Annotated in this window: 23 protein-coding genes; 21 read left to right on the forward strand and 2 right to left on the reverse strand. The window is 69.5% G+C overall.

Annotation, left to right across the window (positions count from 1 at the left end; genetic code table 11):
- From ACWDU1_RS10405 to ACWDU1_RS10460, 12 genes are all read left to right on the forward strand, one after another.
- The coding region (locus ACWDU1_RS10405; protein WP_449997410.1) for a helix-hairpin-helix domain-containing protein at positions 1-1,088 on the forward strand (1,088 nt) is incomplete at its 5' end.
- Positions 1,089-1,117: 29 nt separating this feature from the next.
- Positions 1,118-2,071, forward strand: a complete 954-nt coding sequence (locus tag ACWDU1_RS10410; protein WP_449997412.1) for a hypothetical protein — start codon at positions 1,118-1,120, stop codon at positions 2,069-2,071.
- Positions 2,072-2,199: 128 nt separating this feature from the next.
- Complete coding sequence (rplS, locus tag ACWDU1_RS10415; RefSeq protein ID WP_030521783.1) at positions 2,200-2,541, forward strand: 50S ribosomal protein L19; 342 nt, start codon at positions 2,200-2,202, stop codon at positions 2,539-2,541.
- Between the two features lie 386 nt (positions 2,542-2,927).
- Positions 2,928-3,713 (forward strand): signal peptidase I, encoded by a 786-nt coding sequence (lepB, locus tag ACWDU1_RS10420; RefSeq protein ID WP_449997414.1) that lies wholly within the window; start codon positions 2,928-2,930, stop codon positions 3,711-3,713.
- 19 nt (positions 3,714-3,732) lie between these two features.
- The gene (locus ACWDU1_RS10425; RefSeq protein WP_449997416.1) at positions 3,733-4,473 is read left to right on the forward strand and encodes a ribonuclease HII; all 741 of its coding nucleotides are present in this window, start codon (positions 3,733-3,735) and stop codon (positions 4,471-4,473) included.
- 125 nt (positions 4,474-4,598) lie between these two features.
- On the forward strand, positions 4,599-4,904 hold the full coding sequence (locus tag ACWDU1_RS10430) for a DUF2469 domain-containing protein (protein WP_011210678.1): 306 nt from the start codon (positions 4,599-4,601) through the stop codon (positions 4,902-4,904).
- A gap of 140 nt (positions 4,905-5,044) precedes the next feature.
- A complete protein-coding gene (locus ACWDU1_RS10435; protein WP_449997418.1) occupies positions 5,045-5,401 on the forward strand; it encodes a YraN family protein in 357 nt (118 codons plus the stop codon).
- Entirely contained in the window at positions 5,401-6,906 is a 1,506-nt protein-coding gene (locus ACWDU1_RS10440; protein WP_449997420.1) for a YifB family Mg chelatase-like AAA ATPase, read from the forward strand. Before ACWDU1_RS10435 ends, ACWDU1_RS10440 begins: the two co-directional genes overlap by 1 nt.
- Positions 6,903-8,120 (forward strand): DNA-processing protein DprA, encoded by a 1,218-nt coding sequence (gene dprA / locus ACWDU1_RS10445; protein WP_449997422.1) that lies wholly within the window; start codon positions 6,903-6,905, stop codon positions 8,118-8,120. The genes ACWDU1_RS10440 and dprA overlap by 4 nt, the downstream gene beginning before the upstream one ends.
- A gap of 10 nt (positions 8,121-8,130) precedes the next feature.
- Positions 8,131-9,054, forward strand: a complete 924-nt coding sequence (locus tag ACWDU1_RS10450; protein WP_449997424.1) for a tyrosine recombinase XerC — start codon at positions 8,131-8,133, stop codon at positions 9,052-9,054.
- A 162-nt stretch (positions 9,055-9,216) separates the two neighbouring features.
- Entirely contained in the window at positions 9,217-9,606 is a 390-nt protein-coding gene (locus ACWDU1_RS10455) for a YidH family protein (protein WP_449997425.1), read from the forward strand.
- Positions 9,607-9,616: 10 nt separating this feature from the next.
- Positions 9,617-10,051, forward strand: coding sequence for a DUF202 domain-containing protein (locus ACWDU1_RS10460; protein ID WP_449997427.1), 435 nt, complete (start codon positions 9,617-9,619; stop codon positions 10,049-10,051).
- Positions 10,052-10,448: 397 nt separating this feature from the next.
- Here the strand turns inward: ACWDU1_RS10460 and ACWDU1_RS10465 are convergent, their stop codons facing one another.
- Complete coding sequence (locus ACWDU1_RS10465) at positions 10,449-10,958, reverse strand: M23 family metallopeptidase (RefSeq protein ID WP_449997429.1); 510 nt, start codon at positions 10,956-10,958, stop codon at positions 10,449-10,451.
- 1,725 nt (positions 10,959-12,683) lie between these two features.
- Here ACWDU1_RS10465 and rpsB point away from each other — a divergent pair.
- The 5 genes from rpsB to ACWDU1_RS10490 all read left to right on the forward strand — a co-directional run bounded on the left by rpsB (position 12,684) and on the right by ACWDU1_RS10490 (position 17,389).
- Positions 12,684-13,526, forward strand: coding sequence for a 30S ribosomal protein S2 (rpsB, locus tag ACWDU1_RS10470; RefSeq protein ID WP_449997430.1), 843 nt, complete (start codon positions 12,684-12,686; stop codon positions 13,524-13,526).
- A 149-nt stretch (positions 13,527-13,675) separates the two neighbouring features.
- Positions 13,676-14,500, forward strand: coding sequence for a translation elongation factor Ts (tsf, locus tag ACWDU1_RS10475; protein WP_449997432.1), 825 nt, complete (start codon positions 13,676-13,678; stop codon positions 14,498-14,500).
- Between the two features lie 256 nt (positions 14,501-14,756).
- The gene (gene pyrH, locus ACWDU1_RS10480) at positions 14,757-15,485 is read left to right on the forward strand and encodes a UMP kinase (protein WP_449997433.1); all 729 of its coding nucleotides are present in this window, start codon (positions 14,757-14,759) and stop codon (positions 15,483-15,485) included.
- A gap of 50 nt (positions 15,486-15,535) precedes the next feature.
- A complete protein-coding gene (gene frr, locus ACWDU1_RS10485; protein WP_449997434.1) occupies positions 15,536-16,093 on the forward strand; it encodes a ribosome recycling factor in 558 nt (185 codons plus the stop codon).
- Between the two features lie 240 nt (positions 16,094-16,333).
- A complete protein-coding gene (locus tag ACWDU1_RS10490) occupies positions 16,334-17,389 on the forward strand; it encodes a phosphatidate cytidylyltransferase (RefSeq protein ID WP_449997445.1) in 1,056 nt (351 codons plus the stop codon).
- 15 nt (positions 17,390-17,404) lie between these two features.
- Here ACWDU1_RS10490 and ACWDU1_RS10495 read toward each other — a convergent pair whose 3' ends face one another.
- On the reverse strand, positions 17,405-17,788 hold the full coding sequence (locus ACWDU1_RS10495) for a LapA family protein (protein ID WP_449997436.1): 384 nt from the start codon (positions 17,786-17,788) through the stop codon (positions 17,405-17,407).
- 112 nt (positions 17,789-17,900) lie between these two features.
- Here ACWDU1_RS10495 and rlmN point away from each other — a divergent pair, with 112 nt between their 5' ends.
- The 4 genes from rlmN to ACWDU1_RS10515 all read left to right on the forward strand — a co-directional run bounded on the left by rlmN (position 17,901) and on the right by ACWDU1_RS10515 (position 22,807).
- The gene (rlmN, locus tag ACWDU1_RS10500) at positions 17,901-19,010 is read left to right on the forward strand and encodes a 23S rRNA (adenine(2503)-C(2))-methyltransferase RlmN (protein WP_449997437.1); all 1,110 of its coding nucleotides are present in this window, start codon (positions 17,901-17,903) and stop codon (positions 19,008-19,010) included.
- A gap of 8 nt (positions 19,011-19,018) precedes the next feature.
- Positions 19,019-20,230 carry an L-2-hydroxyglutarate oxidase gene (gene lhgO / locus ACWDU1_RS10505; RefSeq protein ID WP_449997439.1) on the forward strand — a complete coding sequence of 404 codons (1,212 nt, stop codon included), beginning with the start codon at positions 19,019-19,021 and terminating at the stop codon, positions 20,228-20,230.
- 117 nt (positions 20,231-20,347) lie between these two features.
- The gene (gene dxr, locus ACWDU1_RS10510) at positions 20,348-21,487 is read left to right on the forward strand and encodes a 1-deoxy-D-xylulose-5-phosphate reductoisomerase (protein WP_449997441.1); all 1,140 of its coding nucleotides are present in this window, start codon (positions 20,348-20,350) and stop codon (positions 21,485-21,487) included.
- 126 nt (positions 21,488-21,613) lie between these two features.
- Complete coding sequence (locus ACWDU1_RS10515; protein WP_449997443.1) at positions 21,614-22,807, forward strand: M50 family metallopeptidase; 1,194 nt, start codon at positions 21,614-21,616, stop codon at positions 22,805-22,807.
- Positions 22,808-22,817 lie beyond the last annotated feature (10 nt).

Genomic DNA, 22,817 nt, shown 5'->3' on the forward strand with positions numbered 1-22,817 from the left:
AGTACCAGCACGATGTCTCCGAAACACTGCTGGCCCGCTCGCTGGGCGCCGTGGTGGAAGACGCCGTGAACGCCGTCGGCGTCGATGTGAACACCGCCTCGGTGCCGCTGCTGTCCCGGGTTTCCGGGATCACCGGTTCGGTGGCGGAGAGCATCGTGGCCCACCGCGACGGCAACGGCCCGTTCCGCAGCCGCACCGCGCTGCTGGATGTACCGCGTCTGGGACCGAAGGCGTTCGAACAGTGCGCCGGCTTCCTGCGGATCCGCGAGGGCGACGATCCGCTCGACACCTCGGCGGTACACCCGGAGGCCTACCCCGTGGTCCGTCGCATCCTGGACTCCACCGGTAGCGGTATCGCCGAGATCATCGGCAACGGCACCGTCCTGCGCACGCTGCGTCCCGCGGATTTCACCGACGACACTTTCGGTGTGCCGACCGTTACCGACATCATCAGCGAACTGGAGAAGCCCGGCCGGGATCCGCGGCCGGAATTCAAAACCGCCGAATTCGCCGCCGGAATCGAGAAGGTCGCGGATCTGCAGCCGGGAATGGTGCTCGAGGGCGTGGTCACCAATGTCGCGGCCTTCGGCGCCTTCGTCGACGTGGGCGTGCACCAGGACGGCCTGGTCCACGTCTCGGCGATGTCGAAGAACTTCGTGCGTGACCCCCGCGAGGTGGTCAAATCCGGTGACGTGGTCAAGGTGAAGGTGCTCGAGGTCGACGTCGCGCGCCAGCGCATCGGATTGTCGCTGCGGCTCGATGACGAGCCCGGCGCCGGAAAACCCGAGCGTGGCCCGCAGGAGCGCGGGCGCGGCCAGGGCGGTTCCGACGGTGGCGCCCGGGGTGGCGATCGCGGCAGGCAGGGCCAGAGCCGGGGTGCGAAGAACCGGGGCGGTCAGGGCAAGGGCGGACAAGGCGGCGGTGGCCAGGCCGGTGATGGTCAGGGGGGCAGCGGTCAGGGCAACGGTGGCGCGCGCGGCGGCGGACAGTCGCGTAGTCGGGGCCAGGGACGCGACGGCCGGCGGGATAATGCACCTGTGAACGGCGCCATGGCCGACGCACTGCGCCGGGCGGGCTTCGGGAAGTAGCGGCGCGGGAACGCGAAAGGGGGCCGGATATGCGGGAGTGGTGGTCCGAGGATGTGATCGCCGCGGGCCGGCTCCCTCTGCTCTGCTTCCTGTTCGGATTCATCATCGGCTTCCTGGTGATCCGGGTCAGCGTCCGGCTGATCCGGGCCCGGGTGCGCTGGTGGCCGGGCAATCTGAAATCCGGCGGCGTCCATATCCACCACATGGTCTTCGGTGTGATCCTGGTGCTGATCTCCGGTATCGGGATGATCGCCGACGGCGGGGACGGCGGGCCGGCGGTCGCCTCCGGGCTGGCGGCCGCGTTCGGTGTGGGCGCGGCGCTGGTTCTCGACGAATTCGCGCTGCTGTACTACCTGCGCGATGTGTACTGGGAGAAACAGGGCCGGACCTCGGTGGACGCGGTTTTCGTCGCCCTCGCGGTCACCGGCCTGCTACTTCTGGGTTTCCACCCGCTGTGGTTGCTCGAGATCAACGGATTGCGCGATCAGCCCGGCGTCTGGGTCCGGGTCGTGGTCGTGGTGTTCGCCCTGGTGAACCTCGCGCTGGCCGCCGTGGTGATCGCCAAGGGCAAGATCTGGACCGGTCTGTTCGGCATGTTCTTCCTGCCGCTGCTGGTGGTCGGGGCGCTGCGGCTGAGCCGTCCGGGGGCGCCCTGGGCGCGCTGGCGCTACGGTCCCAGCAGACGGCGGCTGATGTACCGGGCTATCGTGCGGGAACGCCGGTACCGGCGCCCGGTCATCCGGGCCAAGATCTTCGTCCAGGATCTGATCGCGGGAAAACCCGATGTCGAGCATGTACGGTCGGCGGCGGAAGAGGAGTTGGCCCGCAGAGTGGTGCCGGCGCCGCCCGCCCCGGCCCGGCCGCATCCGTTGCTGCACGAACTACATCTGCACCTGTGGTCGCACAGCGAGGACGACGATACGGCGCCGGCCACCGGCGATACGGGCGAGCGGACGGGGCCGGTTTCCGGAAGCGAGCGCTGATCTGGCACAATGCTCGGGTTGCCCTGGGCGTGTATCAGTGCCCGGCGCATCCCACATTCGGAGCACGAACCGGTCGAGCGGTAGCGCCGCCAGGTTCCTCTGTTCGCGCGACCATCAGAAGGATGATCATGAACACCCTTGATTTCGTCGACGAGAGCTCGCTGCGCAGCGACGTACCCGACTTCCGGCCGGGCGACACCCTCAATGTGCACGTGAAGGTCATCGAGGGCTCCAAGGAACGTATCCAGGTCTTCAAGGGCGTCGTCATCCGGCGCCAGGGCGGCGGCATCCGCGAGACCTTCACCGTCCGCAAGGTGTCGTTCGGTGTCGGTGTCGAGCGCACCTTCCCCGTGCACAGCCCCACCATCGATCACATCGACGTGGTGACCCGTGGCGATGTCCGCCGCGCGAAGCTGTACTACCTCCGTGAGCTGCGGGGCAAGGCCGCCAAGATCAAAGAAAAGCGCTGACCTCCCGGCCACCGCGGCCCTCGCGTTCGACGCGGGCGGGTGGCCTCGGATGATCTCCCGGGTAGCCCGGTACCGCGGATCTCTCGCGGTACCGGGCTACTTGCTGTTCGTGGGTGCCCCGGTCCGATCGGTGTTCGGCCATTCGCGGCCGGCGTGCACTCCCCGGTGTGCGAGGACGAAGCGAAAGGTGAAGGTGGGCAGCAGGGCTCGAAATGCCCCGGCATCGAGGGTTCGTGTGGCGAGCGGGTTTCGAGAGCGTCGCGCGGGGGTCGCCGGGATATGGCACGGCCCGGGCGAAACGGGCTGTTTCGGGCCCCGGACCTCGTGGACCCGGTACCCGGCCCGGGAGCGTGTATCCATCGGGCCACCCGACTACGCTGTTCGGCGTGGCAGACGAGAACTGGCCGGTGGAGGGATCCCGATCCGGGCGAGGTGAGCGGACAAGGCGGCGGGCTCGACGCGCCAAGCCGAAGAAACAGCGGCCGTTCTGGCAGGAGCTGCCGATTCTGCTGGTGATCGCCGCGGTGATCGCCGCCCTGATGGTGACCTTCGTCGGCCGGCCGTATGTGATTCCCTCGCAGTCGATGGAACCCACCCTGCACGGTTGCGCGGGCTGCACGGGTGACCGGATCTACGTGCAGAAGGTCAGTTACTACTGGAGCGACCCGGAGCCGGGCGACGTCGTGGTGTTCGAAGGGCCGCCGTCCTGGAACGATATGTATCAGTCGATCCGCTCGGACAACCCGGCGGTCCGCGGCATACAGAACTTCTTCTCCTTCTTCGGTCTGGTGCCGCCCGACGAGAACGATCTCGTGAAGCGCGTGATCGCGGTCGGTGGGCAAACGGTCGAATGCTGCGATGAGCAGGGGCGCGTCATGGTGGACGGCAATCCGCTCGACGAGCCCTACGTCGAAGACGACTACCCGTGGATTCCCGGGCAGCAGAACGCCTCGTATCCCGTGGGCCGGGTGTTCGGTCCGGTGACCGTACCCGAGGGCAATCTGTGGGTCATGGGTGACAACCGCAACGAGTCCCGGGATTCGCGGGCTCATGTCGGCGACGAGTTCCAGGGCACCGTCCCCATCGACAACCTGCGCGGTAAAGCGGTGTTCAAGATCTGGCCGCCGGGCCGGATCGGACCCGTCGCCGGCGTGAACCCACAGGAGAACTGAGTCGGGACCGGTCGAGTCGATGACGAATTCGAAGGCGAACGCGGTAGCGAAACAGAACTGGCCGCCCCGGGCGGTGATGCGGAGAGCGGGCGGGTTGCGAACGCTGGAGTCGGCGCTGCACCGCAGCGGTCTGGGGCCGGTCGCGGGGGTGGACGAGGCCGGTCGCGGGCCCAGTGCCGGGCCCCTGGTGGTCGCCGCGTGTGTACTCGGGCCGAAGGCCCACACATCGCTGGCCGGGCTCGACGATTCCAAGAAGCTGGCCGAGGCCACGCGTGAGGCGCTCTATCCGGTGATCACCCGGCTGGCCGTGGCCTGGTCGGTGGTGGTGGTTCCGGCGGCGGAGATCGATGCGATCGGCATCCATGTGGCCAATATCGAAGGTATGCGGCGCGCCGTCGCCGGACTCGGCCTCGCGCCGGGTTATGTGCTCACCGACGGTTTCCGGGTGCCCGGTCTGCCGGTGCCCTCGCTGCCGGTGATCGGCGGGGACGCGAGCGCGGCGTGTATCGCGGCGGCGAGCGTCCTGGCCAAGGTCACCCGGGACCGGATGATGGTCGAACTGGACGGCCGGCTGCCCGGCTACGGGTTCGCCGAGCACAAGGGCTACAACACCGCGCGGCATATGGAAGCGTTACGCCTGCTGGGCCCGTGCCCGGAACACCGCCGGTCCTGGCGCAATGTACGGGACTGTGCGGTACCGCCGCCGACCGCGGCGGAACTGCTCGCGGAGGTGACCGCCGGATCGGGAGGTGCGGCCTGACGGGCCGGCTGCCGGTGTGGCCGGTGCGGTGACCGGCCGCGGTGCAGCCCACGGTGACACGCCCGGGCGGGATGAGCGATGATGTCAACACACGCAAGGTGGCGAGAAGGAGGACGTTCCACCCGATGAGCGCCGAGGACCTCGAGAAGTACGAAACCGAGATGGAGCTCTCCCTCTACCGGGAGTACAAGGACATCGTCGGCCAGTTCTCGTATGTGGTGGAAACCGAACGTCGTTTCTATCTGGCCAATTCGGTGGAGCTGCGGCCGCAGAACGCCGACGGTGAGGTCTATTTCGAAGTGCGGATGAGCGATGCCTGGGTGTGGGATATGTATCGGCCCGCGCGGTTCGTGAAACACGTCCGGGTCATCACCTTCAAGGACGTCAACATCGAGGAGTTGGAGAAACCCGATCTCCGTCTGCCCGAATAGGGGCCGGCCGGGGGATGCCGTGACCGGTGGTCGGGTCCGGGACGGGCGTTGTTGTCCACAGTCGCGGGGTTATCCACAGGTTTTGTATATCCGCAGGTCGTGCGGACGGGCGATGCCGGTGCCGGTCCCATGCTGAGCGGGTGGCACACAACACCGCGCTCGGCGCACAAGGGGAGGAACTGGCGGCGCAACACCTGCGATCCGCCGGTATGGAGATCGTCTGCCGCAACTGGCGCTGCCGGTACGGCGAACTGGACCTGATCGTCCGGGACGCGGGCACCACCGCGTTCGTCGAGGTGAAAACCCGGTCGGGGGTCGGTTTCGGCATTCCGGCGGAGGCCGTCACCTTCAAGAAACGGCAGCGAATCCGCCGCTTGGCCCTGCTGTGGCTCGCCGAACAGGAGGGCCCCTGGCAGCGGATCCGCTTCGATGTGGTGTCGGTCCTGCTACCACGCGGCGGCGAACCGGTGATCGACCATCTGCGGGCGGTGTTCTGATGCCGCTCGGACGCGCCTGTTCGATCGCCGTCCGCGGGATCGACGGGCAGGTGGTGGAGATCGAGGCCGATATCGGCCAGGGCCTGCCGTCCGTGCACCTGGTCGGCCTGCCGGATACCTCACTGCAGGAATCACGGGACAGAGTGCGCGCCGCGGTCGCCAATACCGGCGAGAAATGGCCGGACGGCCGGGTCATCCTGGCCCTCTCCCCGGCCACTCTTCCGAAGGTGGGCTCGGTGTACGACCTCGCTCTGGCCGTGGCCGTTCTCGACGCCGCCGATATCGTCCCCTCCGCCCGGCTCGCCGGCACGGTACTGCTGGGCGAACTCGCACTGGACGGCAGGTTGCGCCGGGTCCGGGGCATCCTGCCGGCCGTACTGGCGGCGCGGAGCGCGGGCCGCAAGGTGGCGGTGGTGCCCGCGGAGGCGCTCCCCGAGGCCGGGCTGGTGGCCGGTATCCGGGTGCTCGGTGCGCCGACACTGCGGGCGACGCTCGACTGGTTACGCGGGGAAGGTGAACTCGCCGAATCCGGAGCGGTCGCCATCGCGCAGGCGCCCCCGGCCGGGGACCTGGCCGATGTGGCGGGCCAGCAGGAGGCCCGGTGGGCACTCGAGGTCGCTGCCGCGGGCGGGCACCATCTGCTGTTCACCGGAGCGCCGGGTATCGGGAAGACCATGCTCGCCCAGCGGCTGCCCGGGGTTCTGCCGCCGTTGTCGGAGGACGAGGCGTTGCAGGTCACCGCCATCCATTCGGTGGCGGGCACGCTCTCCGACGATCAGCCGCTGATCACCACACCGCCGTTCGTGGCACCACATCATTCGACCTCGGTGAGCGCGATGGTCGGCGGTGGTTCGGGCGCGGCGCGCCCCGGGGCGGTGAGCCGTGCGCATCGTGGCGTGCTGTTCCTGGACGAATGCGCCGAGGTCGGGGCGAAGGTGCTGGAGGCGCTGCGAACGCCGCTGGAGGAAGGTGAGGTGCGCATCGCCCGGCGTGACGGGGTGGCCCGGTATCCGGCGCGTTTCCAGCTGATGCTGGCCGCGAATCCGTGTCCTTGCGCACCGGCACGGGATACGGACTGTATCTGCGCGCCACTTGCCAGAAGACGCTATCTCGGCAAACTGTCCGGCCCGCTGATGGACCGGATCGATATCTGGATGCAGATGCATCCGGCGGGGCCCGGGTTGACGACGGGGGATTCGGAGGGCAGTGCCGTCGTACGCGAGCGGGTCACGGCCGCCCGCGCGGCGGCCGTCGCCCGGTGGCGCGAACACGGGTGGCGGACCAATGCCGAGGTACCGGGCCATGCCCTGCGCCGCCGGTTCCCGCTACCGGGCGCCACCACGGCTCCGGTGGAGGCGGCCCTGCGGATGGGCCGGATCTCGGCGCGCGGCGCCGATCGTGCCCTGCGCGTCGCCTGGACGGTCTGCGACCTGCGTGGTGGCGACGAGCCGACCGCGCACGATGTGATGCAGGCACTGAACTTCCGGCAGCGGGGCGCGCAATGAGCGCCGCCGTCGGATCGCCGGGGGCGCAGGGGGCCGCCGGCGAGTCCGAGGAGCGGCAGCTCGCGTGGGCCTACCTGTCCCGCGTCGTGCTCGGACCGTGTCCCGCGCTCAGTGCTCTGATCGAATCGGTGGGCGTGCGGGAAGCGGCCCGGGCCGTCCGGGAGAGTGCGCTACCGGAGGTGCTGCGCGCGGCCACGGCGCGTCGCCGCGAACTCGATCTGGCCGCCCGGGATATCGAGACGATGCACGGTCTCGGCGGTCGCCTGGTGACCCCGGACGATCCGGAATGGCCCGCGTGGCGGATGCTCGGCCTCGCCCAGCTGCCGCCCGGACGCGATCCGGACGGTGCCGTGCCGCTGGTGTTCTGGGTGCGGGGCGACCGGAATCTAGCCGAACTCACCGAACGTGCGCTGGCCGTGGTGGGCGCACGTTGCAGTACCGGCTACGGCGACCGGATCACCGGAGCCGTAAGCGGCGAACTGGCGGCCAACGGCTGGACGATCGTGTCCGGTGCGGCATTCGGCATCGACGGGATGGCCCATCGCGCGGCGCTCGCCGTCGGTGGGGCCACCATCGCCGTATTGGCCTGCGGCGCCGACCGGCCCTACCCGGCCCAGCACGACCGCCTCCTCGCCCGTATCGCGGAAACCGGTCTGGTGGTCAGCGAATATCCACCCGGCACGGCTGCCCGCAAACATCACTTCCTCGCCCGTAACCGGGTGGTCGCCGCCCTGGCCGACGCCGTAGTCGTGGTGGAGGCGGGGCTCCGCAGCGGTGCCCGGAACACGGTGAAGTGGGCACGCCGGATCGGCCGTCCGGCGCTGGCCGTGCCGGGATCGGTGGAATCGGCGGCCTCGGTCGGTTGCCACCGAATGATTCGCGACGGCGAGGCGGTCCTGGTCGGCGGGGTGGACGATATCGTCGCCGAGGCAGCGCCGCTGCACCTACCGCTGGCGGCCGGGCCCCAGGGCTGGCTCGGCGGCCGGCTCGAACCGGCGCAGGCCCGCGTCTACGAGGCATTGCCCGGAACGGGCGGCCGATGGCCGCAACAACTCGGTGCGGAAACCGGACTGACGCCCGGGGAGGTCCGGGCGGCGCTCGCCGCGCTCGACTTGTCGGGTTCCGCCCGGTGCGGGGAACAGGGGTGGTTCCGGGCCGGAGGCATCCGGCAGGCCGGCCGCGCGGGAGCTTGCGGTGCCGGCAGCGGCGGGTAACGGTGGAAGCGTGGCGGAGTTACCTCAGGACCTGGAAGCGTTGCTCACCGAGTACGGCAGGCATCTGCGGCTCGGGCGGAACCGGTCGGCGCATACTGTGCGGGCATATCTGGGAGACGCGCGATCGCTGCTGGCGCATCTGGTCGGGCATACGCCGGACGCATCGGTCGCCGAACTCGATCTCACCACCCTGCGTGCCTGGCTGGCGTCACATGCCGACCGTGGCGCCGCCCGTACGACCACCGCCCGCCGGGCCTCGGCGGTCCGGGCCTTCACAGCGTGGCTTACCCGAACCGGACGGCTCACGGCCGACCCGGGACTCCGGTTGGCGGCGCCGAAGGCCCATCGGAGCCTGCCCGCCGTCCTCGGCCAGGAACAGGCCGGACGCGTGCTGGGCGCGGTGGAATCGGGGGCCGCTCAGCGGGATCCGATGGCACTGCGCGACCGGCTCGTCGTCGAACTGCTCTATGCCACCGGGATCCGGGTCAGCGAGCTGTGCGGGCTCGATATCGACGACCTCGACCGGGAGCGCCGGCTGGTCCGGGTGCTCGGTAAGGGAAATAAGGAACGGTCCGCGCCGTTCGGGGGTCCCGCCGATCACGCGCTCGGGGAATGGCTGACCTACGGCCGCCCGCTACTGGCCGGTCCCGATTCCGGCCGGGCCCTGCTGCTCGGCCGCCGCGGGCGCCGGCTGGATCAGCGGCAGGCCCGGAACGTCGTGCACTCGGCGGTATCGGCGGTGCCGGGTACAGCGGATATGGGCCCGCACGGGCTGCGCCATACCGCGGCGACCCATCTGCTGGAAGGTGGCGCCGATCTGCGGGTCGTACAGGAGTTACTCGGCCACGCCAGCCTGGCGACGACCCAGCTCTACACCCACGTCTCCGTCGACCGCCTGCGAAAGGCACACGACCAGGCCCATCCCCGCGCGTGAACCGGTCGGCGCCGTTACCGGCCGGTCCGGATCGCGGCGCGCACCCGGCGCCCCGCCGGAGCGGTCCGTGGTGGCGCTACGCTGACCAGCGGATCCGTCCAACTGCGACCGGCCGGTGGCCGGGGAGGTGAGCGTGCAGACCACGATCGGCGCGGGGGCCCGATGAACTCGCGAGAACCGGAGGCCGCGGACTCCGGACCGGGCTGGCCGCCGCCGGCCGAACGCCCGGCGCCGGTGGACTACCGGTTCACCCTGGCCAACGAGCGCACCTTCCTCTCGTGGATTCGTACCGCGCTCGGCTTGCTGGCCGGTGGGGTCGCCGTGCACGCGGTGGTGCTGGAACAGTGGGAAGGAAGTTTCCGGACGGCGCTCGCGGTGAGCTGCCTGCTGCTGTCGCTGCTGGTCGCCACGGGGGCATACCTGCATTGGCGACGGATCCGCACCGCCATGCACGCGGGCCGGCCGCTCCCCGGCACCGTGCTGGTGCCCCTGCTGTCCGCCGGGACCGCGTTCGTGGCGGCCCTGGCCTGCCTCGCCGTCCTGCTGCACTGAGGCCGCGGACATGGTCGACCCCCTCGAACTGCGGCTGGCGGCGGAACGTACCGCGCTGTCCTGGCGGCGTACCTGCCTGGGCGCGGTCGCCGTCGGCCTGCTGCTTCTGCGTGCTGTTCTGGAAACGGGCTGGACCTCCGCGGCGCTCGCCCCCGGTATCGCATGTCTGGTGCTGCTGCTGGTCGCCGCCCTGGGGTACCGGCGCAACCTGGTGCTACGGCATGCCCGGACGGGTTCGGCGGGGCCGACCATCCGGTGGGTCACGGTATCCGTGGTGGTGGCGATCCTGGTCACGGTCACCTTCACCGTTGCCACACCCGGCCCGGCCCACTCGGATACCGACCGGACGGCCCCCTCCGACCAGGCCTGTCTTCCGGCTATGGATCCCGACCCATTGGAGACCGCGGAGCCGACCCTGTGCGCGGCGGGCTTCGCGCAGCCCTGACGGTTGCGGTGCCGTCCCGCAACCGCGAGACCATCTCGCCGCCGCCTGCCTGGTCGGCGCCTGCCTCGCTGCTGCCCGCCTGGTCGGCGCCTGCCTCGCCGCCGCCCATCTCGTCGGCGCCTGCCTCGCCACCCATCTCGCCGCCGCCTACCTCGCCGCCGCCTACCTCGCCGCCCGTCTGGTCGCCGCCTGCCTGGTCGCCGCCCATCTCGGCGCCGCCCGCCTCGCATCGGGAGCCAGTACGTCCAACAGCTCACCCCACCGGGCTACCGGACTCTGTGCCGAAGCCGTCACACCGGAATCCTTTCTCTGATCCGGCACCCGGCACGGGATCGGGCCACCGGTGGACCTGACGGCGATTGCGATTCGGGGCGGGTGCCGGGTGCCGGGTGCGGTCTCATCCGGTTTCGGCCTCCACCGGTTTCAGCCGGACGGGGGACAGTGTGAGCAGGCCGAGCGGGTCGAGGTACTCCCGCTCGCCGTGCTCGGTGTGTTCGCGGCGCAACCCCCAGTGCAGGCAGGCCGGGGCGCCGCAGCCCGGATGCCCTGCGTTCAGCACCCCCAGCGGCGTGCCGCGACCTACCCGCCTGCCCACGGTGATCTCGGCTTCCACGGGCTCGTATGTGGTGCGCAGAGCACCGTCGTGGGCTATCGACACGACCGGCCGCCCGGCCACCTCACCCGCGAAGACGACGACCCCGGGACCCGCGGAATACACGGTCTGTCCGGGCGCTCCGGCGAGATCCACCCCGCGATGGCCGGGCAGCCAGTCGCGGTCCGGTGGATCGAACGGGCGCACAAGCGCGGGCCGGGGCCGCAGTGGCCAGCCGAACGTCGTGTCCGGGGCGGCGACCGCCGTCCCGGCCGACAGCGATATGAACAGCGCCAGCACGATTGCCGACCGCACCGCGAATGTCCGGCCGGGCGAACCCCCTCCCTTCGCCCGGCCGGACTGCCGCCGGGTCACCGAGCGCGCGGCGGGGACGCCCAGGGCATCGTGACCCGTGGCGCGAGCCGGATCAGCGCCCGCACCATATCGGCCAAGAGGGGCACGACCTCGCATATTGTTCCCGGCACGGAACCGCTTGTTCCCGGCACGGAACCGCCACCCGTGCCGCAGCCTGCCGATCCCGTCGGCGTTCGTCCCCGTCCGGCAGCGGGAACCGGGCCGGATCGTTGCGCGGGCGCGGCCGAGGTGGCGTCGGGCCGCGCCCCGGCTGCCGCGTCCGGCCCGCGCTGCGCAGGTGTCCACAGCACTTCACCGCCGGCCTCCTTTCTCGGCGGGGCCGGAACCGCCGGACCGCTCCCGCTGCTCCCACCGGCGACGACGGCGACAGGGGTGGTCGAGATGGGGTCGACCGTGCCGGCCGGGATCATGCCGGGCGCCGATGCGAGCCGCGCCGCAGGTGCGGCCAGCGTGGCTCCCGGGCCGAGCGGAAATGCCAGGAGCATCGTGGTGAAGACCACGCCACACAGAATTCCGGTGAAGCGGCGGGCTCGGCGAGGCTCTCCCGGGCCGGATATCCGGTGCTGCGGACGGATGCCGCGGAAGCGGGTGTCGGTCGCCGGCGCCGGTGGCCGTATCGGGTTCCGGCCCGGTGAACGCCTGACCCGGCGGCCGGGAGTGCTCCGGACCGGTGTGCGGCCGGGCAGTGGGGTGCTGTGGGGTGCGAGCCCGGGAAAACGCGTGCGGGGCCGCGAGACGATCGACTGCGATTCCGTGCCGTGCGCTGCCCGCCACGACTCTGGGAGCCGATGGGCCCGGCCGGATCGGCGGGGCGCGGAACCGACACGGTTGCTCGCAGAACGGGTCTCCTCGCCGGGGATCGACAGCCCGGTACGGGAACCGGCCCGGTTCATCCTGCGCTCGTATCGGCGGGCCCGTCGTTCGACCTCGCTCGGCCCAGCTGTTCCGGGGTCGGGGTGAAGCCCCTCTCCAGGCGCCGGTGGCAGCGCGGCTCCGCTGTGGACCCGCGCCCATGCCGGGCGCGGGTGCGGGCCGCCCCGGGAGCCGCCCGTCCGCTGTTCGGTCGTTCGTCGCGGCCAGTCGGCCGGTGGGTGCCGGGCCGGCTCTCCGGCGGCGCGTGGACACGGGATCGTCGTAGGTGGCCGGTATGCGGAGGTGGGGACGCGGTCGCGGTTCGCGGCGGTGACCGGCCCTGCCCCGGTGGTGTCGTCACAGGTCATATGCCGAGCGTGCCGGTAGTGCGGGTGGGCCGGAACCCGCAATCCGGCACCTGTGGATAACCCGGATCTGTGAACAAGAAACGTTTCACTCAACGGCTTCCGGCAGGTCGCGGGCAGCCGGTCCGACCGGCCGATTTCCGGTTCTCGCAGCCCGGGTCGTAAACTGGCCGAGCGGTCTGTGTTCGCACTGTGTTCGTGTCGGCGTACTTCCTGTCGGCGCGGCGTTCGTGTTCGCACCGGCCGACTTCGCGCACCACCGTGCTTGTTCATCGCGGCGCCGTTCGCCTCGTGCTCCCCGCGGAGCCGAAGGCCGCCGGCGCGATTCCGGAACAGGGAACGTCTCGGCTGGTCCCGATCGACGATCGGGTCCGAGCGTTCGGTGGTGCCAGGGCAGCGGGCCGCCGGCTTGCTGCGACAACCGGCAACGAAAGAGAGTACGAGAGCCATGGCTGTCGTAACCATGAAGCAGCTGCTCGACAGCGGCGCGCATTTCGGGCACCAGACCCGTCGCTGGAACCCGAAGATGAAGCGGTTCATCTTCACCGACCGCAACGGCATCTACATCATCGATCTGCAGCAGACGCTGACCTACATCGACAAGGCCTACGAGTTCGTCAAGGAGACCGTCGCCCACGGTGGCACCGTCCTCTTCGTCGGCACCAAGAAGCAGGCCCAGGAGTCCATCGCGGCCGAGGCCACCCGGGTCGGTATGCCGTATGTGAACCAGCGCTGGCTGGGCGGCATGCTCACCAACTTCTCCACCGTGCACAAGCGCCTGCAGCGCCTCAAGGAACTCGAGGCCATGGAGCAGACCGGTGGCTTCGAGGGTCGCACCAAGAAGGAAATCCTCATGCTCACGCGTGAGATGAACAAGCTGGACCGCACCCTCGGCGGTATCCGCGATATGCAGAAGGTGCCCTCGGCCATCTGGGTCGTCGACACCAACAAGGAGCACATCGCCGTCGGCGAGGCCCGCAAGCTGAACATCCCGGTCATCGCGATCCTGGACACCAACTGCGATCCGGATCTGGTCGACTACCCGATCCCGGGCAACGACGACGCGATCCGTTCGGCCGCGCTGCTCACCAAGGTCGTCGCCTCCGCGGTGGCCGAGGGCGTGCAGGCCCGTGCCGGCCGTTCCGCGGGCGACGACAAGCCCGAGGCGGGCGCCGAGCCGCTGCCGGAGTGGGAGCAGGAGCTGCTGGCGCAGGCCGCGCCGAGCGCCGACGCCCCCGCCGAGGCCCCTGCCGCTGCCGAGGCTCCGGCGGAGACCCCGGCCGAGGCCTGAGTCGTAACCTCGCGTTCGGACGGCGATCACCGGCCACTGCCAAGGTGGGCGCCGCCCGGACGGAACTTTTCCACAGTGGTGGTCACGGCTCGCCGAGCCGTGACCACCACTGCCCGGTATCAGACTTTCTCGAAGGAGGCTCGCCCCCGATGGCGAACTACACCGCCGCTGACGTGAAGCGGCTGCGGGAGCTCACCGGCTCCGGAATGATGGACTGTAAGAACGCGCTGGTCGAGACCGAGGGCGATTTCGACAAGGCCGTCGAGCTGCTGCGCATCAAGGGCGCCAAGGATGTCGGCAAGCGGGCCGAGCGCACCACCGCGGAGGGCCTGGTCATCGCCAAGGACGGCGTGATGGTCGAGATCAACTCCGAAACCGACTTCGTCGCCAAGAACGCCGAGTTCCAGGCGCTGGCCGATAAGATCGCCGACGCCGCCGCGGCCGCCAAGCCCGCCGATGTGGACGCGCTCAAGGCCGTCGCCCTCGACGGCAGCACCGTCGACGAGGCGCTGCAGGCGCTGGCCGCCAAGATCGGCGAGAAGCTGGAACTGCGTCGCGTCGTCTCCCTGGACGGCCCGGTCGCGACCTACCTGCACAAGCGTGCTTCGGATCTGCCGCCGGCCGTCGGCGTGCTGATCGAGTACACCGGCTCCGGGGACGCCGCCGCGGAGGCCGCCCGCGCCGCCGCGATGCAGGTCGCCGCCCTCAAGGCCAAGTACGTGACCCGCGACGAGGTGCCCGCCGATATCGTCGAGAACGAGCGTCGTATCGCCGAGCAGACCGCCCGCGAAGAGGGCAAGCCCGAGGCCGCGCTCCCGAAGATCACCGAGGGCCGTGTCAACGGGTTCTTCAAGGACGTCGTCCTGCTGGAGCAGCCGTCGGTCACCGACAACAAGAAGACCGTGAAGGCCCTGCTGGACGAAGCCGGTGTCACCGTCACCAAGTTCGCCCGCTTCGAGGTCGGCCAGGCCTGACCTGTCGGCCCGCGTAAACCCCCGCCGCGTCCGCCGCGACGGGGGTTTCGTTCTGCGCGGCCGGTGCGCCGGCCGCGCGGTGCCCCCGTCCTCGGCCGCCGAGGGCGATAGGGCAGGATGGAAGCCGCTTTCTGTTCGCCTCGTCCACTGCGGCGTACCGCGAGGGGCCGCGGAACCGGGTGCCGCCGCAGCGGCGGTCACCACAGACGCGACAGCACCAAGAACCGATAACGATCGCCGAAGGAGACGCCAGCCGATGACGCACCCGGGGACCGACCGCCCAGGATATCGCCGGGTACTGCTGAAACTCGGCGGGGAGATGTTCGGCGGCGGCATGGTGGGCCTGGATCCGGATGTGGTGCAGACCGTGGCGGAACAGATCGCGGAGGTCGTCTCGACCGGTGTGCAGGTCGCCGTGGTGATCGGCGGCGGCAACTTCTTCCGCGGCGCCGAACTGGAAGAACGCGGTATGGAGCGCGCCCGGTCGGATTACATGGGCATGCTCGGCACGGTGATGAACAGCCTCGCACTCCAGGATTTCCTGCAGAAGCAGGGCGTGGACACCCGGGTGCAGACCGCGATCACCATGGGGCAGGTCGCCGAGCCCTACCTGCCGCTGCGCGCCAAACGGCATCTGGAGAAGGGCCGGGTCGTGATCTTCGGCGCCGGGATGGGGATGCCGTACTTCTCCACCGACACCACCGCCGCGCAGCGGGCGCTCGAGATCGGCGCCGAGGTGGTGTTGATGGCGAAAGCGGTCGACGGCGTGTTCACCGCCGACCCGAGGCTCGATCCCGATGCCACCATGTACCACGAGGTCACCCATAAAGAAGTGATCGAACGCGATCTGAAGGTCGCCGATGCGACGGCGTTCAGCTTGTGCATGGACAACCAGATGCCGATGCTGGTGTTCAATTTGTTGACCAAGGGCAATATCGCCCGGGCGGTGGCCGGTGAGAAGATCGGCACATTGGTTCGATCCTGATACCGCGGGCCCGCGGGTCATGACGATGACGACGCAGTGGAGGAACGGTCGTGATTGAAGAAGCGCTCTTCGACGCCGAGGAGAAGATGGAGAAGGCTGTCTCGGTGGCGAAGGACGATCTCGGCAGAATCCGTACCGGGCGCGCGAATCCGGGGATGTTCGCCCGGGTCGTGGTCGACTATTACGGAGCGCCCACCCCGATCACCCAGATGTCGAGTATCACCGTGCCGGAACCGCGAATGGTGGTGGTCAAACCCTATGAGCAGGCACAGCTGGGGCCCATCGAAACCGCGATCCGCAACTCCGACCTGGGTGTGAACCCGACCAACAACGGCGATATCCTCCGCATCTCCATCCCGCAGCTCACCGAGGAGCGGCGCCGGGAACTGGCCAAACAGGCCAGGCAGAAGGGCGAGGACGCCAAGGTCGCCATCCGCAACGTCCGTCGCAAGGCGATGGAGGAGCTGGGGCGCATCCAGAAGGACGGCGAGGCCGGCGAAGACGAGGTCGGGCGGGCCGAGAAAGAGCTCGACAAGACCACGGCGCGCTATGTCGGCCAGATCGATGAGCTGGTGAAACACAAAGAAGGCGAACTGCTCGAGATCTGAGCCGGATCTGGGGTATATCGGCGGTACCGGTGGTGGTACCTTGCGCAGGCGCGCGAGGTCCGGCCGGGACGCGCAGGAGGGTCCGGCGGCACGAGCGGTAGGTGCCGGGCGGAATACGGTGCCGATTCGCAGGGCGCCGGCCGGCGGTTCACGTGACTCGGCGAGGTCTGTGGATGCCGCACAATGAGAACAGCGGACAACGCCCGCTTTCGGGTGGGGAACGAACGGAACGACGACGAGTTGAGCGACGGGACAATCGTGGCCGAGAAAGCCGCCGCGACCGGTGCGGCCCGACCGCAGCCGCCGGCCGAGGGCATATCCGAACCGACACCGGCACCGTCCGGTGCGCCTGTGGGCGCCGCACCGGCCGGGGCCGCCGCGGAGACGCAGCCGGCCGAGGTCTCCGCGGAGACCCCGGCCGAGGCTCCCGAGGAGAACCGGTCCGGCGATGCGCCCGCGGCGGGCGGTGGGCGGGGGTCCCGGGCCGGTCGTAATCTGCCGGCTGCGCTCGCCGTGGGCCTGACGCTCGGGATCTCGCTGATCGCCATCCTGTTGTTCGTGCCCAAGGTGTTCATCGGGGTCGCCGGTGTCGCCGTGGGGATCGCGACCTGGGAGGTCGCCAAACGGTTGCGGGAAGCGGATGTGCTGGTGCCCCGTGTCCCGTTGATCGTCGGTGGTCAGGCGGTGTTCTGGCTGGGCTGGCCGTTCGGAGCCGGGGGAGTCGCGGGATCGTTCGCGGCGACCGCGCTGGCCTGTATGGTGTGGCGCCTGTTCGACCACGGCCTGCGAACCGCGCCGCGCAACTTCCTGCGCGATACCGCCATCGCCGTGTTCACCCTGGCCTGGATCCCGTTGCTCGCCTCGTTCGCCGTGCTGCTGCTGCTCGAGGATCCGGACGGCAACCTGCGGGTACTGACCTTCATGATCCTGGTGGTGTGCTCGGATGTGGGCGGTTACGTCGCCGGTGTGCTGTTCGGCCGCCATCCGATGGTGCCCTCGATCAGCCCGAAGAAGTCCTGGGAGGGTTTCTGCGGATCCCTGGTGTTCGCGATCATCGGTGGCCTGCTCACGGTGACGTTGCTGCTCGAGGCCAACTCGATGATCGGCGTCGTACTCGGTGTCGGACTCGTGGTGATCGCGACCCTCGGCGACCTCATCGAATCGCAGATCAAACGTGAACTGGGCATCAAGGATATGGGCACCATGCTGCCCGGCCACGGCGGAATCATGGACCGGCTCGATTCCATGCTGCCCTCGGCGTTCGTCTCCTGGCTGGTGCTCAGCACCCTGATCTGAGCCCGGCGCGGGACGTCAGTCGCGGTTCACGGCCCGCCGCAACTGGATGATCCGCACACCACCCACCAGCGCCATCACCAGGGCGCCGGCGATCACCGAGAGCAGGATCGTCACCCCCAGCGGTAGCGAGAAACTCCAGAACAGCATCTCGACGTCGGCGCTCTCGGAGTTCTGGATGATGAAGATCAGCAGCACGATACCGAGCAGGGCCGCGACGATCAGCGCGATCCAGGCGATACCGACGCGGGAACGGCCCAGTTCGTACGGTTCGTGGGTCTGATCGGCGGGCAGGCCCGCGGTGGAGTCGGGGATATCGCCGTCCAAGGGGGCCGTCGCGCCCGGCGGCTGGTTCTTCGGCAGTGCGCCGGTTTCGTGGGGTCGGTCATCGGAGGTCGCCATATATCGATGATTGCCGACCGCTATGGTCCGCGCAGGGATTTCCGGTCAGCCCGTCGCTGTGGGGAGTGCTAGGCGTGGGTCACATCCACCGAGATGACACACTGGAGGCACTATGACCGCCCCCCTGCCCCTGGTTTTCGACGCACCGCGCCGCGGTATGCCGCCCCGCCACCTCGCCGATCTCGATGCCGACGGCCGCCGGGCCGCGGTCGCGGAGCTGGGCCTGCCGAAGTTCCGTGCCGATCAGATCGCCCGTCAGTACTACGGGCGGCTGCAGGCCGATCCGGCGCAGATGACCGACCTGCCGGCGACGGTCCGGGAGAAGATCGCCGAAACGCTGTTCCCGCCGCTGCTGACACCGGTGCGGCAGGTGGTGTGTGATTCGGGGGAAACGCGCAAGACGCTGTGGCGCGCCGGGGACGGCACCCTGCTGGAGAGCGTCCTGATGCGTTATCCGGACCGCGCGACGCTGTGCATCTCCAGCCAGGCCGGCTGCGGGATGGCGTGTCCGTTCTGCGCGACCGGGCAGGGCGGCCTGGACCGTAACCTGTCCACCGCCGAGATCGTCGACCAGGTCCGGGCAGCGGCGGCCGACCTGCGCGACGGCGCGGTCTCGGGCGGGCCGGGCAGGCTCTCCAATATCGTCTTCATGGGGATGGGTGAGCCGCTGGCCAACTACAAGCGGGTGGTGAACGCCGTCCGCCGCATCACCTCGCCCGCGCCCGACGGTCTCGGAATCTCCCAGCGCAATGTGGTGGTCTCGACGGTCGGCCTGGCCCCGGCCATCCGCAAACTCGCCGACGAGGGCCTCTCGGTGACCCTGGCGGTCTCCCTGCACACACCCGACGACGAACTGCGCGACACCCTGGTCCCGGTGAACAACCGCTGGCCGGTGCGCGAGGTGCTCGACGCGGCGCGCTACTACGCCGATAAATCCGGTCGGCGGGTCTCCATCGAATACGCGCTGATCCGCGATATCAACGATCAGCCCTGGCGGGCCGACATGCTGGGCGCCGAGTTGCACAAGGCGCTCGGTTCGCGGGTACACGTCAACGTCATCCCCCTCAACCCCACCCCGGGCAGCAAATGGGATGCCAGCCCGAAACCGGTGGAACGGGAATTCGTCCGCCGGGTGGAGGCCCAGGGAGTGCCCTGTACGGTCCGGGATACCCGTGGCCAGGAGATCGCGGCCGCCTGCGGTCAGCTCGCCGCCGAAGGCTGAGGACACGTGTGACCGAGCGGGTGGTCGCGATCGTCGGGGCGGGGATCGTGGGGTTGGCGATCGGGCGGGAACTGGCGCGTCGCCGCCCGGGTGACCGGATCGTCGTGCTGGAGAAAGAGGATCGGGTCGCCGCCCATCAGACCGGGCACAACTCCGGTGTGGTCCATGCCGGGATCTATTATCAGCCGGGCAGTTTGAAGGCCTCGTTGTGCGCGCGGGGCCGGTCACTGCTGCGGGAGTACTGCGTGGATCGCGGCCTGCCCTACGACGAATGCGGCAAACTCGTGATCGCGGTCGACGAGGCTGAGCTGCCGCGGCTGGAAGCGCTGGAGGCGCGGGCGGGGGAGAACTCGGTGCCCGGGTTGCGCCGGGTCGGCCGGAGCGGGATCCGGGAGATCGAACCGTTCGCGGAGGGCATCGCGGCCCTGTACTCGCCGCGGACCGCGATCACCGATTTCGGCCGCATCGCCGAATCCTTCGCGGCGGACCTGCGGAGTTCCGGTGGAGAAGTGCGACTGTCGAGCACGGTCGACGCGATCACGCCGAACGCCTCGGGAATCGAGATTTCTGCTGGTGCGCAGAGCCTGCGGGCCGACCGGGTGATCGTGTGCGCCGGGCTGCACGCCGACACCGTGGCGGGGCTGGCCGGCGGCGGCCGCGGCCCCCGGATCGTGCCGTTCCGTGGGGAATACATGGACGTGGTCGCCACGAAGGCGGAGATGGTGCGGGGGCTGGTGTATCCGGTCCCCGACCCGCGTTATCCGTTTCTGGGCGTGCATTTCACGCGGCGGGTATCGGGCACGGTGGAGGTGGGTCCCAACGCGGTGCTCGCGTTCGCGCGGGAAGGGTATCGGCGCGGGCAGTTCTCGGCGCGTGACCTCTCGGATACCCTGCGCTGGCCGGGTTTCCGGCGGATGGCGCGGCAGCATTGGCGTACCGGAATCGAGGAGATGTACGGATCGCTGTCGAAGTCGGCGTACATGCGCCGGGCGCAGCGCTATATTCCGGCGATCGGCGCCGCGGATGTGGTGCGCGGCGGCAGCGGGGTCCGGGCGCAGGCCCTCGACGCCGACGGCAGCCTGGTGGACGACTTCCGGATCGACCGGCTCGGCCCGGTCACCGCGGTCCGCAATGCGCCCTCACCCGCGGCGACCTCGTCGCTCGCCATCGCCGAATACGTGGTCGACGCCCTGGAGGACACCGCCGGCACCGGGGTGTGATGCGTATTCGCGCGGCACCCGGATACGAGTGCGGCGCCATCGGCCGCCTGTTGCCGCCCTCGCAGGCTACGACCGCCCGTCGTAGCCTGCGGCCGCCCGGTCGGAGAGAATGGGCCTGTGTCAGACATCCGTAGAGTCCTCCTGCTCGGTAGCACTGGTTCGATCGGTACCCAGGCGCTCGAAGTGATCGCCGCCAACCCGGGCCGGTTCCGCATCGTCGGACTGGCGGCCGGAGGTGGACGTACCGAGTTGCTGGCCGAACAGATGGCCGCGACCGGAACCGACAATGTCGCGGTCGCGGATCCGGCGGCGGCGCGCGCGCTCGGAGTCGGCCTGGGTGGCCCGGACGCGGTGACCGAACTGGTCCGCCGGACCGAGGCCGATGTCGTGCTCAACGCGCTTGTGGGGTCCCTCGGATTGGAGCCGACCCTGGCCGCGCTCGAATCGGGTGCCACGCTCGCACTGGCCAACAAGGAATCCCTGGTGGCCGGCGGTTCGCTTGTCACCCGCGCGGCGAAACCGGGGCAGATCGTGCCGGTGGATTCGGAGCATTCGGCGCTGGCGCAGTGCCTGCGCGGCGGGCGGGAATCCGAAGTCGCGAAGTTGGTCCTCACGGCTTCCGGTGGCCCGTTTCGTGGGTGGACCACCGACATGCTGAACTCGGTGAACCCGGCCGAGGCGAAAACGCATCCGACCTGGTCCATGGGCCCGATGAACACCCTCAACTCGGCCTCGCTGGTCAACAAGGGACTCGAGCTGATCGAGGCGCACCTGTTGTTCGGCATACCGTACGACCGGATCGACGTGACCGTGCACCCGCAGTCGATAGTGCATTCGATGGTCACCTTCACCGATGGGTCGACGCTGGCCCAGGCCAGTCCTCCCGATATGAAACTGCCGATCGCGCTGGCACTGGGCTGGCCGGACCGGGTTCCCGGCGCCGCGGCGGCGTGTGACTTCGGGACCGCGAGCACCTGGACCTTCGAACCGGTCGACAACGCGGTCTTCCCGGCGGTGGAGCTGGCCCGGCATGCGGGCCGGCTCGGCGGTTCGGTGACGGCTGTGTTCAACGCCGCCAACGAGATCGCGGTATCGGCGTTCCTCGAGGGCCGCATCCGTTTTCCGGATATCGTGCGGAGCGTCGAGCGCGTGGTCGGCGCCGCCGATCAGTGGTGTGCCGATCCCGCCGATGTCGCCGAAGTGCTGGCGGCCGACCGCTGGGCGCGGGATCGCGCGCGGGCCGTTGTCTCCGGATGAGGGCGGGCGGGGCTGGTCGAGGCGGGGGCTCCCTGCTATTACAGTAGACACTGCGCTCGCGGCCGTACCGGTCTTTCGTGCGAGTCGGAACACTGATCTGCACATCGCAGGAGGGCTGTAGACCACATGCTGTTCGTTCTGGGGTTCGTCCTGTTCGCCCTCGGTATCACTTTCTCGGTCGCGCTCCATGAATGCGGGCATATGTGGGCGGCACAGGCCACCGGAATGAAGGTGCGCCGCTATTTCGTCGGTTTCGGGCCGAAGATCTTCTCGTTCCGGCGTGGTGAAACCGAGTACGGCGTCAAGGCACTCCCACTGGGGGGGTTCTGCGATATCGCCGGTATGACGGCGCTGGAGGAGTTGGAGCCCGAAGAGGTCGATCGGGCCATGTACCGGCAGGCCACCTGGAAACGGCTCGTCGTCATGTTCGGCGGAATCTTCATGAATTTCCTGCTGGCGTTCCTGCTGATCGTGGTGCTGGCGATGACCGCGGGCCTGCCGAGGCTCTCGGAACCCAGCCCCACCGTGGGCGCGGTGGGTTGTGTACCGGCCCAGAAACCCGATCTGAGCTTCGCCGAATGTTCGGGTGCGGGCCCCGCGCAACGCGCGGGCCTGCAGCCCGGTGACACCGTGACCGCGGTCGACGGCGTTGCGGTGGAGACCTGGGCGGAATTCCAGGCCGCGACCCAGGAGAAGACGGGCACGCTCACCTACACCGTCGAACGTGACGGCCGGGAGTTGACCGTCGAGGTCACACCCGAACGAGTGGGTCGCTACGCCGAGGACGGCACTCAGCGGGAGATCTCCGCGGTCGGGGTGACCCTGGAGTCCCAGGGGCCGGTTTCCTACGGGCCGATCGCCGCACTCCCCGCCTCGGCGGTGTTCACGGCAGATCTGGCCGTGCGTACGGCCCAGTCCCTGGTGCAGCTACCGCAGAAAGTCGGTGCGCTCTGGGAGGCGGTCACCGGTGGTGAACGGGACGCGGACACTCCGGTGAGTGTGTACGGCGCCAGCCGCCTGGGCGGCGAGAGTTTCGAAGCCGGGATGTGGGGCTGGTTCATCCTCCTGCTGGCCAGCCTGAACTTCTTCCTGGGTGTGTTCAACCTGCTACCCCTGCTTCCCCTCGACGGCGGGCATATCGCGGTCGTGATCTTCGAAAAAATCCGGAATACGGTGCGTGGCCTGCGCGGGCTGCCGCCCGGCGGTCCGGTGGACTACCTCAAACTGTTGCCGCTCACCTATGCGGCAGTTGTCCTGGGAGGCGCCTACATGATCCTCACATTGGCGGCCGACATCGTTAATCCGATCAGTCTGTTCTAGCCGGGGCCGC

Source organism: Nocardia sp. NPDC003345, from assembly GCF_053589395.1.